Origin of the sequence: Streptococcus sp. F0442, assembly GCF_000314795.2 — a bacterium.
GTDB lineage: Bacteria > Bacillota > Bacilli > Lactobacillales > Streptococcaceae > Streptococcus.
The window spans coordinates 947,068-963,153 of sequence record NZ_KB373314.1 but is presented as its reverse complement, the minus strand read 5'-3'; the positions used below and the strand labels follow the sequence as shown (position 1 = coordinate 963,153).

The window sequence follows — 16,086 nt, the reverse complement described above, 5'->3', positions numbered from 1 at the left end:
GCATGGAAGGAAATGTGAACTGGATTCCGCTTGGGATTCTAGGATTGATGTTGGTGATTTGGGCAACCAAATTTCTGACGGCCATCCGCCTCAAGCAAAAGCTGAAAAAAGCTTGGGATGGAGCGCCTTTCTTTCGTAAGAAAGACACGGAAGAAAGTTTGATAGACAGTCTGGCTTATCCAGCTAAGGGAAGGACGATTGATAGCCAAGTGGATGATCAGACCTGGCATGATTTGGCTTTGGATGCGGTCTTTGATCAGCTCAATTACACCCAATCGAGCCTTGGGGCAGAAGCTCTCTATCAAAAAATGCGCCTGCTGGAATTCCAGCCTCAGGATCAGCTTCATGACTTAGAAGCCTTCTTTGAAGAGCAACCGGATTTGCGGCTCAAGGTCCAGGTCATTTTCAACCAACTGGGCAAGAAGAACCACAACATGGCGCGTAGCATTGTCGCAAATCCTGGCAAGCATTATGCAGGTTTACCCCTCTATATAGCCTTGGCCTGTCTTCCACTCCTCTGTCTCTTTGCCATTCCCTTTGAGCCAGTTGGGGCGATTACCCTCTTGGTGATCAGTGTGATCTTTAATATCGTCTTTTCAAGTTTGCGCAATTGGTCCAATAAAAACCGTCTGGACAATGTTAGCTATCTGGTCCGCATCTTTGCTTCGGCAGAACGCTTGAGCCATCTAGTTTTACCACAACAAGAAGAACTCAAGCAAGCGGTCAAAGCCTTTAAGAAAACGCGGATCCTTGCCAGTGTCTTGCAGAGTCCAACGGGGACTTCTGAGATGGAAATTGTTCTCCTCTACCTCAATGACCTCTTTTTACTCCCGCAGATCGCTCAGGTTTATATTTACAATCAGGTGAAGGCTTATCAAAAAGAGGCCCAGAAACTTCTGGATCTGCTAGGGGAGATGGAAGTCGCTATAAGTCTCTTGCGCCATAAGCGGGATCTAGAAGTGGTCTGTCAGCCAGTTTTTACAGAGACGGGTGGGATTGAAGGTGAGACGCTCTATCATCCCTTGCTGTCCAATCCGATTGCAAATGATGTGCATTTTCAAAAAAATATGGTCATCAGTGGGGACAATGCGTCTGGGAAATCGACCTATTTGAAGACCGTCGCTATCAATGCTATTCTGGCTCAAGGGCTGGGCTTTGCCTATGGAGAATCCTTGGCCCTGCCTTACGGTCATGTCCTAACGGCTATGGATGTAAGCGATGATATTGAAGTTGGAGATAGCTACTTTATCATGGAGAGCAAAGCTATTTTGCGTATGATTCAGCATCTGAAAGAGCCAGGTTTTCACTACTTCTTTATTGATGAGCTCTTTAAGGGGACCAATACGATCGAGCGGATTGGATCAGGCCTTGGGATTGTCCGCTGGTTAGCTACCCAAAACTGCCTCTACATGATTTCCAGCCATGATATTGAGCTGGTCGCAGCCTCCGGTGAAGTCAATGATAATTACCATTTTGACAGTCGCTATGTGGATGGCAAGATCGTCTTTGACTACCAGATCAAGCCAGGATCAGCCGTAACCAAGAATGCGGTCAATACTCTAGAAAGCTTGCATTATCCAGAGGAGATTACGCAAACAGCCAAGAACTTGATTGACCAGTATGAAGAGACGGGGCACTGGTCTTTGAAAGAAATTGAAAAAGAATGAAAAATGAACGAAGGAGTTTGTAAATGATCGGTTTAGGCACCTTTTATAATGCCTTAGGAGTTGTATTTGGAGGGCTTTTAGGACTGCTCATCGGTCAACGTTTATCAGAAGATTTTCATGAGACCCTTCTGAAAGTGACAGGAGTTGCTGTTTTTGTCTTGGGCATCGCAGGGACCTTGGAAAAGATGCTGGTGGTGCATGGAAGTCATGTGGAGAGTCACGGCAGTATGATGTTGATTCTGAGTCTAGTAATCGGGTCCGTTATCGGGGAACTCTTGAAGATTGAGGAGGGTTTTGAGCGCCTGGGAACCTGGCTGAAGGAAAAGACGGGCAACCAAGGCGATTCCAGCTTTGTTGATGCCTTTATGACCACGGCCTTGACCATTTGTATCGGGGCTATGGCGGTAGTCGGAGCAGTCCAGGATGGCTTGACAGGTGACACCTCGACCTTGTTGGCTAAGGCTATTCTGGATATGGTTATTGTTCTGGTTTTGACCGTTTCAAAAGGAAAGGGTGCGATCTTTGCAGTGGTTCCACTCGTGATCCTTCAAGGTTTGATCACGCTGTTGGCCCATTTGATCGCACCGATCATGACCCCACAAGCCCTTTCGAATCTGTCCCTAGTTGGCTCCAGCCTCATTCTCTGTGTTGGGATCAACCTCATCTGGGGCAAACGAATCAAGGTCGCCAATCTTCTTCCGGCAGTGCTGATTGCCATTATTTGGGCCTTTCGATGGATTTATTGATAAAACAAAAGTGTTATTTGAATTTGTTGAATTTAGCAAGGTATAAATTTCTATGAAATGAAACCTACAAAACTTGTACGGATATTGTAGGGTAAGAAAAGAAATCTTCCTCTATACTAAAATAAACTGAAGGAAAGGGGGAATCGAAATGAATATTATCAAGTCGTTTAACGATACGATTGATTATCTTGAAACAGTTCTTGATGATGAAATTGATGAAAAGAAAGTAACTCAGTTATCCGGATATTCGTATTCAATGTTCAGTCGCTTGTTTTCTATTCTGACTGAAACAACGCTTTCAGAATATTTAAGAAGCAGAAGATTGACGGAAGCAGCCGTTATATTAAGAAATACGGATGAAAAAATTATTGATGTTGCTTTCAAATTTGGATATGAGTCATCAGATTCATTTGGAACAGCTTTTAAATATTTTCATGGATTTACTCCTTCTGAGGTAAGGAATGGAAAACCATTCAAATTAGTATCACGAGTGCAATTAGCACTAAGTGTAAGAGGAGGAAGAAGCATGAACATTACAATTCAAAAGAAACAAGCATTTACAGTTGCAGGGGTAAATGAACAAAGCATCAATTCATCATTATGTCCAAGTGTCTGGGATAAGCTGTATGAAAAATATAGCCACGATGAACTTGCAAGTTTGGGAAACGGTCAAAGTGTTGGCGTTTGCCATGATGTGGAAAACCCAAGCACAATAAACTATATGGCTGGTTATATCGTTAATGATGTAGATAAAGCCACAAGTATGGGCTTAGATGTTTTGGAAGTGGAAGAAGCAGAGTATGCAGTTGTAGAATTAGTAGGAAGTGTTCCGGAGTGCATTCATAACGGGTGGAAATATGCAATGGAAGTATTCTTCCCTGAGCATGGCTATGTTCATTCAGGAAAATCTGACTTTGAATATTACTATGAAGGTGATATGCACAGCAAAGACTACAAAATGGAACTTTGGATTCCGATAACTAAAGCTTAAAAACCATATTGAGATATAGCGTAAAGTAGGAGGAAATATTATGCCAAGACCAAGAACAAAAGAAGATTTAATGATTGCAGCGAAAGAAAACTATGATAAGTTGAACGTATTAATTGCTAAGCTATCTGACGAAGAATTAAACACACCTCTTGACTTTTCAAGTGATGAAAAAAAGAAAGAGGCTCATTGGAAAAGAGACAAAAATTTAAGAGATATTTTGATTCATTTATATGAATGGCACCAACTTCTTTTGAATTGGGTAGATACAAATTTAAAGGGAGTGGCAAAACCTTTTATTCCAGCTCCATATAATTGGAAAACTTATGGAGATATGAATGTCGAGTTTTGGAAAAAACATCAAAATACTTCTCTTGAAGATGCAAAAGAAATGTTTCATAAATCCCATAAAGGTGTTTTAGAATTAGCTGAGAGATTTACAAACGAAGAATTGTTTTCAAAAGATGTCTATAAGTGGGTAGGAGGAAGTGTACTTGGTTCGTATTTTGTAAGCGCTACTTCAAGTCATTATGATTGGGCGATGAAGAAATTAAAAGCACATCAAAAAAATTGTAAGAAAAAATAAGCAGATATGGTATCTTTTTGGTAGCTAAACAGACAAAATATCTTGTTTTTTGCAAATAATACTTAAAAAGAATGTTGATTTATCAGCATTCTTTTTCATTTCAAATCAATTCTCGGAATTAGAAAAAGAGGGGCATTATCTTTTTGCAAATACGGGAATTCATTTATGGAAACCCTGATTTTTGGTATGATAGTCATAATTTCGAATAGGGAGGTTGGAGTCGCCATGAGTGATTTGAATCAGACAGTTGAATTTATTAAAGAAATCGAGAAATTAAAGTCAGTAACAAGGTTTAATAGAACCCTTGATGGACGGTTCGAAAATAGTGCCGAGCATTCCTGGCAGGGTGCGATAGCTGCGATGGTCTTTCAAGATTATTATCCTGAAAAATTGAATATGGAAAAGGTCATGTTTCTGTTATTGATTCATGATTTAGGTGAGATTTATGCCGGAGATACTTGGGTGTTTGATGATGAAAAAAAGGTTCATGCTCATGATAGAGAGCTAGCATCTATAGAAAAAACAATGAGCCTCCTTCCGGAAGCAACCTATTTGAATATGAAAAATTCGTGGTTGGAGTTTGAAAAAGGGCAGAGTCCTGAGGCAAGATATGCAAGAGTGATTGATGCATTGGTAACACTGATCAATCACTTGGAAGCATCAGAAGTAAACTACAATCCCGATCATATCCGTTCCGAGATGGTATTAGAAAAGAAAAAATTTATAAAAAGTGAGTCCAAAGAGTTGTGGAAACTAACGGAAGAGTTGGTTCAGGAAAGTGTAGAAAAGGGAGTATATTTATGATATCACTTGGTCTTTAGTAGCAACTTTCAGACTAAAAGTAAACCACCTGTTTTCACGGGTGGTTTTGACTTGCTTGATCTGTGGTATAATGGGAACAGATAGTTTGCACCCTATGAAAGGGAAAAGGTTAGATTGTATGATTAAGTTGATTGCAACAGATATGGATGGAACCTTATTAGATGAACGAGGAGAGGTGGACCTTCCGCGTCTGGAGAGGCTGTTGGACCACTTAGATCAAAAAGGGATTCGCTTTGTCATTGCGACGGGAAATGAAATCCATCGCATGCGCCAGCTCTTGGGTCCCTTGGTCAAGCGGGTGACCCTGGTCGTCGCCAACGGAGCTCGGATTTTTGAGAATGACCAGATGATTCTAGGAAAATTCTGGGATCGGGAATTGGTGGAGGCGGTTCTTGCTTATTTTAAGGGCCGGGAAATTTCAGATCAGTTGGTTGTATCAGCTGTCAATGGTGGCTTTGTCAAGGAAGGAACGGTCTTTACAGAAGTTGAAAAATTCATGCAGCCGGAAGTGATTGAAGCCTTGTACAAGCGAATGAAGTTTGTTCCGGAATTGACAGCCGATTTGTTTGATCAGGTGCTTAAAATGAGCTTGGTGGTTGGCTTGGATCGTCTTGATCAAGTGAGTCACGAAGTCCAACAGGCTTTTGGAGATCAGCTCATGGCGGTTTCGAGCGGTTTCGGCAGCATGGATCTCTTGCAAGCAGGTATTCACAAGGCTTGGGGACTGGCTCAATTAATGGAGAAATGGCAGCTTGATGCTAGTCAGGTCATGGCCTTTGGGGATAGTGGAAACGACATGGAAATGCTTGAAATGGCTGGTCACTCCTATGCGGTGGCCAATGCAGAAGAAGCTGTCAAGGCGGTCGCGACGCACTCAGCACCGAGCCATCAAGAAGGCGGTGTCTACCAAGTGATCGAAGAGTATCTAGGATTGACCCCCTGGGAACAAGTGAAAGGAAAGAAGTAGATGGCGGTACAACTGTTAGAAGACTGGCTCTTAAAGGAGCAGGAGAAAATCATAACAACTTATCGGGAGCTCAATCAAACCCCTCTGAAGGAGCCTGGTTTGATCTTTATCGGAGACTCCATCGTAGAGTATTTCCCCATTCATGAACTATTACAAAGACCCAAACACATGGTCAATCGAGGAGTACGAGGCTATAAGACGGATCTCCTTCGTAAGCATCTAGACGCCCATGTCTTTGGAACGGCGGTGGATCAGATATTTCTCTTGATCGGGACCAATGACATCGGAAAAGAAATTCCTCAAAAGGAAACCTTAGACAATGTAGAAGCGGTCTTACAAGCAATTATGCGGGCTTTTCCACTGACCCACATCAACCTGATCTCGGTTTTACCGGTGAGTCAAGAAGAGCGCTACAAACAAAAGGTCTATGTGCGGACCAATGAAAAAATTCAAGCCCTCAATCAGGCCTACAGAGAATTGGCCCAAGCCTACCACCAGGTCAGCTATGTCGATGTGTATTCGTCTTTATTGGATGAAGTGGGGCAGTTAGCAGAAGCCTATACGACAGATGGTCTCCATCTAAGTGTGGCCGGTTACCGCATCCTAGCTCAAGCTTTGCAGGAGATAGTATAGAGATAGCGTCTGTAGCGGGGAACTAGCGTTAACAGTAAAAGCCATGGTTTACATGGTTTTTGGCTTGTCTATAATTAGAGTTAACCCAATTTTTTATGCATACAAATAAGCGAGCTTCATGACAAAGCTCGCTTTTTCTGTTATGAAAGAAATAACTTATTTTCTAGTTCTTCGATAAATCATCTCTCCAAATATCCTTGACGGTCACATCGCCCCAATTTTTGGTGCTAAAGCGGCTGGAGTAGATGGAGGTCCAATCTTTCAGGACTTTATTACGGAGTACATCATCTGCTTCCTTGCGAATGTCTTCAACAGTCTTTCCATGCTCTGCCAGAAAGTCTTCTACTTGAGACTTACGATAATATCTCACGCTATTTTCATCGTGATACCACATATAGCGTTCCATTTTTTTATTTGTTACACTATATGTATAACTTACATTTATTGTATTTTTTGTCTCAGGGAGTTTTATTCTCATAAAAATAAAAACTTCGGGTGCTCTATAATTCGAAAAATAAAATTGATAACCTAATTTCCCAATGTTTCTAGGCAAGGATGATGCTGTGTATTCAACACTATGTTTATAAACATCCTTTGAATCATTATCCGTAATATGGACATCATTTAAATTATTAAACACACTTTTACGCCATAAAAATTCAATATTCTGGTAATCACTCTTCTCATAATATATTTCATCAAAAATATTGTGAATCCGCTGATGCTTATAGTACTGAAAGCCACCAAAAGATAAACACAAGGCTATAAAAATTGAAATAAGTAGTAGTCTTTTTTTCTTCATCCAATCACCTCACATCTGTCAATTCTTGATTACCTGTTTCAATATTTCGAATGAAATTATAAGTACTTGGGTAATTTTTCTGTAGATAGTCCATACACTGTTCCTCGCTGGGTAATTCAAAATGCGATTGCATACCAGGATCCTCAACATTTTTCATATTATCTGGCAATAATTTTACAAAAATCTTTTGTTTAATTTCTTCTATCGGTTTATATTCTACAAATTTTTCTGCACGAGTGTATTCACCTCGTTTCATTTCTGAGTAGTACTCATTTGAAGCCTCAATATAAGATATTTTTTCACTTTTCAATTTTTGGGTGATATTTACCGCATCCAAGTCTGCTTTATAGTCGTCATTACCAAAACTAATATCATTGCTATCAGTAATTGTCGCATCACCTAACCAACCTGCAAAATCGTTAACATTCTCATGCCCGAATTTTGTCAAGTCAACTACTCTAGGATTATCATATAAATTCGTTGCTGATGTAATTGCAAAGTGAGCAAAGTCCCCTTTTCCTTTAAAAGACTGATACTTTTTATTCCACTCCTTTTTAAATGATTCTTCACTCACTTTAACTGAATTATTTTTTTCATAATTATCTTTATAAGATTGCCAAACCTTTTCATCATCTATCTCATCATAATTTTCAAGTTGTCCCGATGCCATTTGACTCTGCAAACGAATATTATATCGTAACTTAGCTATTTGTTTATCAGATACCCCTAAAAGTTCTAACAGCAATTTTCCATCAACTGGGAGCTCTGTTATTCCCGAAGGTGTACCAGCAACATTAGTCCAACTTGTATCGCTTAAAAATCCTATAATCTTATCAAACGTTGTATTAGCATTCTGTTGTCCTTCTGTATATACAAAACTTCCTAGTGTTACCAACAAAAGTTGATCACGTTCCGATTGAGATAAATTTGGAAATTTTTCATCAATTAATCTAGATATGTTAGCAATTTGTTCGCTCGTCTCTCTATCGAATCCATATTGTTCTTCTAACTGTTGTACAAATTTATTCTTTTGGCTATATGATAAATACTTGTGCATCTCAATCTTCTGCTCCTTCATTTTATCAAACCAAGTCATGTCTATACCGTCTACATAATAGTTACCATTATTATCTACAATAATCTTACTTAGCTGTGTTGCTCCTTGGATTGCTAAGGATAAAACTTGTAGGCTATCACTGAAATATTGAGAAACCTGTAACACAAACCATTCTAACTTCTCAATTTTATCTTTTAGTTCGTCAATCCCCATCTGTAATTGGTATTCCAATTCATGCAAGGCATTATTTTTTGAAATATGATCTCCTAATTTCCCAGTAATTAGAGCACCCGTTAGACTCAAAAATTTTTCGTTTTCCCTTATCTGTGATTTCACTTCTGCTAACTGTTTTTCTCTTGTTTCTTTCTGAGTTTTCAAATCATCTAAATCTAACTCGCCAAATCCTGAAATGACGGCATCTGCACTCTTATATGAGGACAACTCTGTCTGAATGTCATCTATGGCAGATTGAAGTTTTTTTATTGATGGAATGATGATCTCTGAAAATAAATTTTTCCCTGCAGTGTATGCTGCACCCTGTAATTTACCTGATTCAAGTGCAGAAATTAAATGATCGCTACCACTAGAGAGTCTATCTGTTATCACATTTGCAATCTCAATATTACTATTCATTGCCTCAATCAATGAACTTGACTCTGAAGAACTATACTTTATTCCCATGGTAGACTATTCCTTTCATGTATTAACTTTTCTTTTTTCATGTCTATATCTTTTAATAATTTCTTTGCTTCATAATCAAAGCCGTCAATCTGATTATTCACATATTGTTCAACTTTCAATTCTAGCTCTCTCGTTTCTTGGATGAATCTTTGATTTTGTAAATTTACTGATAATCTTTGTTCTGCATTAATAGAAATGTTTCTAAATTGCTCTATAAAATTCTCCAAAGATTGTTCACGACGTTTTTTCAAATTGCGAAGTTCATCTTCTTCATGTTCGAGTTGAACTATTTGGTGAAATAGTCTATCTCTCTCTTTTTCATTAATGTCTTGTTTCACTAGACTTAACTCCTCCAACGTTGAGCCTGCTCAATATCTCTTTTTTCCATTGTTTCAGCAATTTGAGGAAATTTATTGGCCTGAATTAAAACAGCTTCGCTAAATTTTCCAACTGCTTCAAGCATTTGATTGGTCACTTCCTTACCATTTTCCATCCCTGTAATACCAGAAGAATAACTAAACTCTACTTGTTTGTTGTCTTTCTGAGATACATCTAAACCAAGTAATTCACCAATAGCAGCCTGAGCTTCTATTGGACTGGACTTAATTTGAACTTTATCCATAATACGTTCCTCCTCTAACAATTCATTTTAAGTTCTATCTTATCATACTTTTTAGGAAAAGACATTTATATTCCATGTAGAAGAGATACGAATGATATAGCAAAAAGCCCAACCAGACAAATCTTCAAAGGAAGGTTTGTTTTTTTTAAAACTTTTGGTTGACAAATGTAAATCTTAGGTGTAAAATAACATCATAAGGTTTACAAATGTAGATTTTGAAAGGAGAAACCATGCAAATTTCCAATGCGGAATGGCGCATCATGAAGATTATCTGGATGGAAGGCAAGCAGACCAGCAGGGATTTGATCGCAGTCTTGTCCGAGCGCTTTGACTGGTCGAAGTCGACGGTCAAGACTCTCTTGACGCGCTTGGTGGAGAAAGGCTGTCTGACCAGAGAAAAATCAGGCAAAGCCTTTGTCTACTCGGCTTTGTTGAAGCAGGACCAGAGTTTAGACTTGGTCGTTGAGGAGGTGAAAGACAAGGTTTGCTCCAAAAGGATTGTCCAGGTGCTTGAAAACTTGATTCAGGAGAGTGACTTTACGCTTGCAGATCTTAATCAGCTGCAGCAGGTCCTGGAAGAAAAGAAAGCAGAGGCTGTCGAAACAGTCCCTTGCAATTGTATGTAATAGAAAGAAGGAAATTCCATGTTTGGATTGTTGATTAGTATTGTTTGTTTACTTTTGGTTGCTTTTATTGCTTGGTGGTTCTTTGCAGAGCATGAAAAGGTAAGCGGCCACGCTCGTCAGAAATCAGGTTATCAAGAAATTGAAGTCGAAGTCATGGGGGGCTATTCGCCTGAAACCATTGTCCTGAAAAAAAATGTTCCAGCCCGGATCATCTTTAATCGCAAGGATCCATCTTCATGTCTGGCTCAAGTGATCTTTCCAGATTTTGGCGTTCATGAAGATTTGCCTTTAGGTGAAAAACATGTCATTGAAATTACGCCAGAAAAAGCGGGCGAATATGGGTATTCATGTGGAATGAACATGATGCATGGTCACATGATTGTGGAATAAAGGAGTAGGTATGGTAGAAAAACAAAAAGCAGTTGTGGAAAACGGAGTGCAAAAGATCCGTATTACAGCAGAAAAAGGCTATAGTCCCAAAGAATTTCAACTTCAAAAAGGGATCCCTGCTGAAATCACCTTCCATCGGGTCAATCCTTCCGGCTGTTACAAGGAAATTTTGTTTGAAGATCAGGGGATTTTAGAGCCTTTGGAAGTCGGTGTGGATAAGGTGATATCCTTTACCCCGATAGAAACAGGGGACTTCGAGTTTTCATGTGGAATGAAGATGCAAAAGGGTTCCTACACGGTTGTGGAAAAACGCCGTCGTGTCTTAGGTTTACTGGGTCGCTTTTGGATTACTAGTATCTTTACTCTTCCCTTATTGATCTTGATGATCGGGATGATGGCAGGATTTGTATCCCATCCAGTCAGTCGCTGGGGGACTTTTCTAGCGACAACGCCGATCATGTTGGTAGCAGGAGTTCCTTTTATCAAGAGTGCCTGGGCCTCATTTAAGAAGCACCATTCCAATATGGATACCTTGGTAGCTCTTGGAACCCTGGTAGCCTATGTCTATAGTGTATTTGCCCTTTTTACTGGTCAGCCAGTATACTTTGAGGCTGCGGGTTTTATCATCTTCTTTATCCTCTTAGGGCAAATCTTTGAAGAACGGATGCGTAACAATGCCTCCGAGGCTGTGGAAAAGTTGTTGGATTTGCAGGCAAAAACGGCTCAAGTTCTCCGTGATGGGAACTATGTCGAGGTGGCGGCGGAAGATATCCAAATTGATGACTTGATTCGGGTCCGTCCTGGGGAAAAGATCGCGGTTGATGGGACGATTGTAGAAGGAAGTACGACCATTGATGAGTCGATGGTGACAGGTGAAAGCTTGCCTGTGGAAAAATCAGTTGGTGATGCAGTTATCGGCTCCACTATCAACAGCAATGGGACCATTCTCTTTAAGGCTGAAAAAGTCGGTAGTGAGACCCTCTTATCTCAAATTGTGGACTTTGTCAAAATGGCCCAATCCAGTCGTGCTCCCATTCAAGATTTGACGGATAAGATTTCAGGTATCTTTGTTCCAGTGGTGACGATTTTTGCCATTGCGACTTTCTGGGTTTGGTCCGTGCTTCTGGGCGCGTCGCTTCAAGAGGGCATGCTCTATGCAGTCTCTGTCCTCATTATTGCCTGCCCTTGTGCCCTTGGTTTAGCAACCCCAACAGCCCTGATGGTCGGAACCGGCCGTAGTGCCAAGATGGGGGTTCTGATTAAAAATGGAACAGTTCTTCAAGAAGTGCAAAAGATTCAAACCGTTGTGTTTGATAAGACAGGGACTATTACCATTGGCCAACCACTTGTAACCGATGTTGTAGGAGATGAAGCGCGTGTCTTGACACTGGCTGCTAGTCTTGAAACTTTTTCAGAACATCCACTAGCCCAAGCGGTGTTATCCCAAGCAGAAGAAAAAGGTTTGGTGTTATCCCCTGTGGAAAACTTCCAAGCGATTGAAGGAAAAGGGGTCCAAGGTCAGATCGACCAGCAGTTGGTGACCTTGGGAAATGGCAAACTTCATGACGGGACAGCGATGGATCCGGAGCTTGAAAAACGGATGGTAGAGTTGCAAGAGCAGGCCAAAACAGTGATCAGTTTGTCTGTGGATGGGCAAGTGATTGGCTTGATTGCCATTCAAGATGCTCCGAAGGCCAGCTCAAAAGAAGCGATCAAAAAGCTCAAAGAACGGGGCTTGAAAACGGTCATGTTAACGGGGGATAATGAACGGGTGGCCCAAGCTATTGCAAAGCAAGTGGGAATTGACACCGTCATTGCTGATGTCCTTCCTCAAGAAAAAGCTAGCGCCATCCAAAAACTGCAAGAAACTAGCAAGGTCGCGTTTGTTGGAGATGGGATCAATGATGCTCCAGCTCTCTCGATCGCGGATGTGGGGATCGCTATGGGATCTGGAACGGATATTGCGATCGAGTCCGGTGGCATCGTGCTCACGCAAAATGATTTGCTTGGCGTTGTGCGCGCCTTTGACATGAGTCAAAAGACCTTCCGCAGGATCTTACTCAATCTCTTCTGGGCCTCTATCTACAATATCCTTGGGATTCCAATTGCTGCTGGAGTCTTTGTAGGACTGGGATTGACCCTCAATCCAGAACTAGCAGGTCTTGCTATGGCCCTTAGTTCTTTGTCTGTTTTGACTAGCTCGCTGCTTCTCAATGTTGCGAAAATTGATTAATGGGAACAAAAAGTGATACACATATCACGTAGAGTGAAGATAAAATCTTTCCTGAGATTTTCCTTAGGTGAGTACGGACGTCAGCGAACTTCTACGAAGTTCCATGACTTAGTTTTGGACCTAAGGTTCCAAAACTCCCGAGCGCTAGAAACACAGTTGTTTCTAGCGCTTTTCTCACGGCGGAAATTCTCAGGATATATTTAAATAATGAAAACAATAGGGAAGTACTTTTATTTTTACAGAGTTTTCTTATTTTATATTATTTTATATAAAAAATCATTTTTATACGTTCGGAGTGCTACAGCATGCTGTAGCACTTTTTTATCTTTCCTTACAGCTCTAAGGGAAAAGAGGGGGCATTAAATTATAGTAAAATACCCTATTGTAGGATAGTTTGTGAAAATTTCTCAAAAAGAGCATCTGTTATGGAATAGGGATTGAGCATCTCTGAGCAGATCCTTATACATGTGAATCTCTTTGTGATAAATTAATACTGTAATCGTTTTGTAAATCGTTTTCATGAGAAAAGTCAGAAAAAACTCATTTTCAAGGCGAGATGATCGCAAAGATGAAGTAGAAGCGCTATGCTGCATTTTAAAGGATCAAAATAGATTTAAAGGAGAGTTAGAATGACTCAAGGGAAAATTACTGCATCTGCAGCAATGCTTAACGTATTGAAAACATGGGGCGTAGATACCATCTACGGGATCCCATCAGGAACACTTAGCTCACTCATGGACGCTTTGGCTGAAGACAAAGATATCCGTTTCTTGCAAGTTCGCCACGAAGAAACAGGTGCTCTTGCAGCGGTTATGCAAGCTAAATTTGGCGGTTCTATCGGTGTTGCAGTTGGTTCAGGTGGACCTGGTGCGACTCACTTGATCAACGGTGTTTACGATGCAGCTATGGATAACACTCCATTCCTTGCTATCCTTGGATCACGTCCAGTTAACGAATTGAACATGGATGCCTTCCAAGAATTGAACCAAAACCCAATGTACAACGGTATCGCTGTTTACAACAAACGTGTAGCTTACGCAGAGCAATTGCCAAAAGTAATCGACGAAGCTTGCCGTGCTGCCGTTTCTAAAAAAGGTCCAGCTGTCGTTGAAATTCCAGTAAACTTCGGTTTCCAAGAAATCGACGAAAACTCATACTATGGATCAGGTTCATACGAGCGTTCATTCATCGCTCCTGCTTTGAACGAAGTTGAAATCGACAAAGCTGTTGAAATCTTGAACAATGCTGAACGTCCAGTGATCTACGCTGGTTACGGTGGTGTGAAAGCTGGTGAAGTGATCACTGAATTGTCACGTAAAATCAAAGCACCAATCATCACAACTGGTAAAAACTTTGAAGCCTTTGAATGGAACTACGAAGGATTGACAGGTTCTGCTTACCGTGTTGGTTGGAAACCAGCCAACGAAGTGGTCTTTGAAGCAGATACAGTTCTTTTCCTTGGTTCAAACTTCCCATTTGCTGAAGTTTACGAAGCATTCAAAAACACTGAAAAATTCATCCAAGTGGATATCGACCCTTACAAACTTGGTAAACGTCACGCTCTTGACGCTTCAATCCTTGGTGATGCAGGTCAAGCAGCTAAAGCTATCCTTGATAAAGTAAACCCAGTTGAATCTACTCCATGGTGGCGTGCAAACGTTAAGAACAACCAAAACTGGCGTGATTACATGAACAAACTCGAAGGTAAAACTGAGGGTGAATTGCAATTGTATCAAGTTTACAATGCAATCAACAAACATGCTGATCAAGACGCTATCTACTCAATCGATGTAGGTGACACTACTCAAACATCTACTCGTCACCTTCACATGACACCTAAGAACATGTGGCGTACATCTCCACTCTTTGCGACAATGGGTATTGCCCTTCCTGGTGGTATCGCTGCTAAGAAAGACAATCCAGATCGCCAAGTATGGAACATCATGGGTGACGGAGCCTTCAACATGGTTTACCCAGACGTTATCACAAACGTTCAATACGACCTTCCAGTTATCAACGTTGTCTTCTCAAATGGTAAATATGCCTTCATCAAGGACAAATACGAAGACACAAACAAACACTTGTTTGGTTGTGACTTCCCTAATGCTGACTATGCGAAAATCGCTGAAGCGCAAGGAGCTGTTGGATTTACAGTTGACCGTATCGAAGACATCGATGCAGTTGTTGCAGAAGCTGTTAAATTGAACAAAGAAGGTAAAACTGTTGTGATCGATGCTCACATCACTCAACACCGTCCACTTCCAGTAGAAGTACTTGAGTTGGATCCAAAACAACACTCAGAAGAAGCAATCAAAGCCTTCAAGGAAAAATACGAAGCAGAAGAACTCGTACCATTCCGCCTCTTCTTGGAAGAAGAAGGGTTGCAATCACGCGCAATCAAATAATTTCTCTCGTCGAAAATCAAATGTAAACATTGTAGATTTTATGCATTGATTTTCATAGAGAGAAACTTGAAAAGATCGGAGCCATCCGGTCTTTTTGTGGAGGATAAGAAATGAATTTAAATCAATTAGATATTATCGTTTCAGATGTTACCCAAGTTTGTGCTAGCTTGGAGCGTATTTTGGATAAAAAAGCTGATTATGTTGATGATAGTTTTGCTCAGTTCACGATTGGCAGTCACTGTCTCATGTTGTCTCAAAATCATTTGGTTCCTTTGGAAAACTTTCAGTCAGGAATCATTCTTCATATCGAGGTTGAGGATGTGGACCAGAACTACAAACGATTGAAAGAGCTTGGTATCCAGGTTTTAAACGGTCCAGTTGTAACCGATTGGGGAACAGAAAGCCTGCTAGTTGAAGGCCCTTCCGGACTAGTGCTTGATTTTTATCGTATGAAGTAGGTAATTCTATTATCAAATTTTTCATCAAAAAATTTAAACGTTCTTGGAGTGGAACTTAAAAAGATCGGAGTCATCCGGTCTTTTTTATTAAAGACAAAATCTTCTTTGAAACTTTCCTTAGGTGAGTACGGAGGTTAGGTGAAATTATCCAGTGGATGATTTCAGCAATCCAGGAAGTTCCATGACTTAGTTTTGAACCTAAAGTTTCAAAACTCCCGAGTGCTAGAAACACGATTGTTTCTAGCACTTTTCTCACGGCGGAAAGTTTCAGTAGATGATTGAATAATTCTAACGAATATAATTTTTCTATATTTAACAGAATTTATTAGATTTAAGAAAGTCCAATATTATATTTGGCAAAAAATAATTTGTATGCATTTTAAAAGATCGGAGTCCTCCGGAT

At 40.4% G+C, this 16,086-nt stretch carries 16 protein-coding genes; 12 read left to right on the top strand and 4 right to left on the bottom strand.

From position 1 onward, the window contains the following. Window positions 1–2: 2 nt before the first annotated feature. From HMPREF9186_RS04690 to HMPREF9186_RS04660, 7 genes are all read left to right on the top strand, one after another. The gene (locus HMPREF9186_RS04690) at window positions 3–1,667 is read left to right on the top strand and encodes a MutS-related protein (RefSeq protein WP_009731663.1); all 1,665 of its coding nucleotides are present in this window, start codon (window positions 3–5) and stop codon (window positions 1,665–1,667) included. 23 nt (window positions 1,668–1,690) lie between these two features. Next, window positions 1,691–2,413, top strand: a complete 723-nt coding sequence (locus HMPREF9186_RS04685; protein WP_009731662.1) for a DUF554 domain-containing protein — start codon at window positions 1,691–1,693, stop codon at window positions 2,411–2,413. Window positions 2,414–2,561: 148 nt separating this feature from the next. Next, a complete protein-coding gene (locus HMPREF9186_RS04680) occupies window positions 2,562–3,404 on the top strand; it encodes an AraC family transcriptional regulator (protein WP_009731661.1) in 843 nt (280 codons plus the stop codon). Window positions 3,405–3,444: 40 nt separating this feature from the next. Beyond that, on the top strand, window positions 3,445–3,987 hold the full coding sequence (locus HMPREF9186_RS04675; protein WP_009731660.1) for a ClbS/DfsB family four-helix bundle protein: 543 nt from the start codon (window positions 3,445–3,447) through the stop codon (window positions 3,985–3,987). Window positions 3,988–4,212: 225 nt separating this feature from the next. Beyond that, window positions 4,213–4,791 (top strand): HD domain-containing protein, encoded by a 579-nt coding sequence (locus HMPREF9186_RS04670; protein WP_009731659.1) that lies wholly within the window; start codon window positions 4,213–4,215, stop codon window positions 4,789–4,791. A gap of 136 nt (window positions 4,792–4,927) precedes the next feature. Further along, entirely contained in the window at window positions 4,928–5,776 is an 849-nt protein-coding gene (locus HMPREF9186_RS04665) for a Cof-type HAD-IIB family hydrolase (protein WP_009731658.1), read from the top strand. Beyond that, a complete protein-coding gene (locus HMPREF9186_RS04660; protein ID WP_009731657.1) occupies window positions 5,777–6,409 on the top strand; it encodes an SGNH/GDSL hydrolase family protein in 633 nt (210 codons plus the stop codon). A 163-nt stretch (window positions 6,410–6,572) separates the two neighbouring features. Here the strand turns inward: HMPREF9186_RS04660 and HMPREF9186_RS04655 are convergent, their stop codons facing one another. Genes HMPREF9186_RS04655 through HMPREF9186_RS04640 form a run of 4 tightly spaced genes read right to left on the bottom strand, consistent with a single transcriptional unit; the run spans window position 6,573 to window position 9,571 of the window. Further along, a complete protein-coding gene (locus HMPREF9186_RS04655) occupies window positions 6,573–7,211 on the bottom strand; it encodes a TipC family immunity protein (RefSeq protein WP_009731656.1) in 639 nt (212 codons plus the stop codon). A 4-nt stretch (window positions 7,212–7,215) separates the two neighbouring features. After that, complete coding sequence (locus tag HMPREF9186_RS04650) at window positions 7,216–8,949, bottom strand: hypothetical protein (protein ID WP_009731655.1); 1,734 nt, start codon at window positions 8,947–8,949, stop codon at window positions 7,216–7,218. Beyond that, window positions 8,940–9,287, bottom strand: coding sequence for a hypothetical protein (locus HMPREF9186_RS04645; RefSeq protein WP_009731654.1), 348 nt, complete (start codon window positions 9,285–9,287; stop codon window positions 8,940–8,942). The genes HMPREF9186_RS04650 and HMPREF9186_RS04645 overlap by 10 nt, the downstream gene beginning before the upstream one ends. 5 nt (window positions 9,288–9,292) lie before the next feature. Continuing rightward, the gene (locus HMPREF9186_RS04640; RefSeq protein WP_003008749.1) at window positions 9,293–9,571 is read right to left on the bottom strand and encodes a hypothetical protein; all 279 of its coding nucleotides are present in this window, start codon (window positions 9,569–9,571) and stop codon (window positions 9,293–9,295) included. A 230-nt stretch (window positions 9,572–9,801) separates the two neighbouring features. On the opposite strand from HMPREF9186_RS04640, the gene HMPREF9186_RS04635 reads away from it, so the two are divergent. From HMPREF9186_RS04635 to HMPREF9186_RS04615, 5 genes are all read left to right on the top strand, one after another. Further along, on the top strand, window positions 9,802–10,197 hold the full coding sequence (locus HMPREF9186_RS04635; RefSeq protein ID WP_009731653.1) for a CopY/TcrY family copper transport repressor: 396 nt from the start codon (window positions 9,802–9,804) through the stop codon (window positions 10,195–10,197). Window positions 10,198–10,215: 18 nt separating this feature from the next. After that, on the top strand, window positions 10,216–10,587 hold the full coding sequence (locus tag HMPREF9186_RS04630; protein WP_009731652.1) for a cupredoxin domain-containing protein: 372 nt from the start codon (window positions 10,216–10,218) through the stop codon (window positions 10,585–10,587). A gap of 10 nt (window positions 10,588–10,597) precedes the next feature. Beyond that, window positions 10,598–12,820, top strand: a complete 2,223-nt coding sequence (locus HMPREF9186_RS04625) for a heavy metal translocating P-type ATPase (RefSeq protein ID WP_009731651.1) — start codon at window positions 10,598–10,600, stop codon at window positions 12,818–12,820. A gap of 629 nt (window positions 12,821–13,449) precedes the next feature. Further along, window positions 13,450–15,225: a pyruvate oxidase gene (spxB, locus tag HMPREF9186_RS04620; RefSeq protein WP_009731650.1), complete on the top strand. Its 1,776-nt coding sequence runs from the start codon at window positions 13,450–13,452 to the stop codon at window positions 15,223–15,225. Between the two features lie 110 nt (window positions 15,226–15,335). Continuing rightward, window positions 15,336–15,683 (top strand): VOC family protein, encoded by a 348-nt coding sequence (locus HMPREF9186_RS04615; RefSeq protein ID WP_009731649.1) that lies wholly within the window; start codon window positions 15,336–15,338, stop codon window positions 15,681–15,683. Window positions 15,684–16,086: the final 403 nt, after the last annotated feature.

Excerpts from the sequence above, each read along its gene's own strand:
- HMPREF9186_RS04690 (WP_009731663.1), top strand. The coding sequence starts at position 3 with ATGGAAGGAAATGTGAACTGGATTCCGCTTGGGATTCTAGGATTGATG.
- HMPREF9186_RS04685 (WP_009731662.1), top strand. The coding sequence starts at position 1,691 with ATGATCGGTTTAGGCACCTTTTATAATGCCTTAGGAGTTGTATTTGGA.
- HMPREF9186_RS04680 (WP_009731661.1), top strand. The coding sequence starts at position 2,562 with ATGAATATTATCAAGTCGTTTAACGATACGATTGATTATCTTGAAACA.
- HMPREF9186_RS04675 (WP_009731660.1), top strand. The coding sequence starts at position 3,445 with ATGCCAAGACCAAGAACAAAAGAAGATTTAATGATTGCAGCGAAAGAA.
- HMPREF9186_RS04670 (WP_009731659.1), top strand. The coding sequence starts at position 4,213 with ATGAGTGATTTGAATCAGACAGTTGAATTTATTAAAGAAATCGAGAAA.
- HMPREF9186_RS04665 (WP_009731658.1), top strand. The coding sequence starts at position 4,928 with ATGATTAAGTTGATTGCAACAGATATGGATGGAACCTTATTAGATGAA.
- HMPREF9186_RS04660 (WP_009731657.1), top strand. The coding sequence starts at position 5,777 with ATGGCGGTACAACTGTTAGAAGACTGGCTCTTAAAGGAGCAGGAGAAA.
- HMPREF9186_RS04655 (WP_009731656.1), bottom strand. The coding sequence starts at position 7,211 with ATGAAGAAAAAAAGACTACTACTTATTTCAATTTTTATAGCCTTGTGT.
- HMPREF9186_RS04650 (WP_009731655.1), bottom strand. The coding sequence starts at position 8,949 with ATGGGAATAAAGTATAGTTCTTCAGAGTCAAGTTCATTGATTGAGGCA.
- HMPREF9186_RS04640 (WP_003008749.1), bottom strand. The coding sequence starts at position 9,571 with ATGGATAAAGTTCAAATTAAGTCCAGTCCAATAGAAGCTCAGGCTGCT.
- HMPREF9186_RS04635 (WP_009731653.1), top strand. The coding sequence starts at position 9,802 with ATGCAAATTTCCAATGCGGAATGGCGCATCATGAAGATTATCTGGATG.
- HMPREF9186_RS04630 (WP_009731652.1), top strand. The coding sequence starts at position 10,216 with ATGTTTGGATTGTTGATTAGTATTGTTTGTTTACTTTTGGTTGCTTTT.
- HMPREF9186_RS04625 (WP_009731651.1), top strand. The coding sequence starts at position 10,598 with ATGGTAGAAAAACAAAAAGCAGTTGTGGAAAACGGAGTGCAAAAGATC.
- spxB (WP_009731650.1), top strand. The coding sequence starts at position 13,450 with ATGACTCAAGGGAAAATTACTGCATCTGCAGCAATGCTTAACGTATTG.
- HMPREF9186_RS04615 (WP_009731649.1), top strand. The coding sequence starts at position 15,336 with ATGAATTTAAATCAATTAGATATTATCGTTTCAGATGTTACCCAAGTT.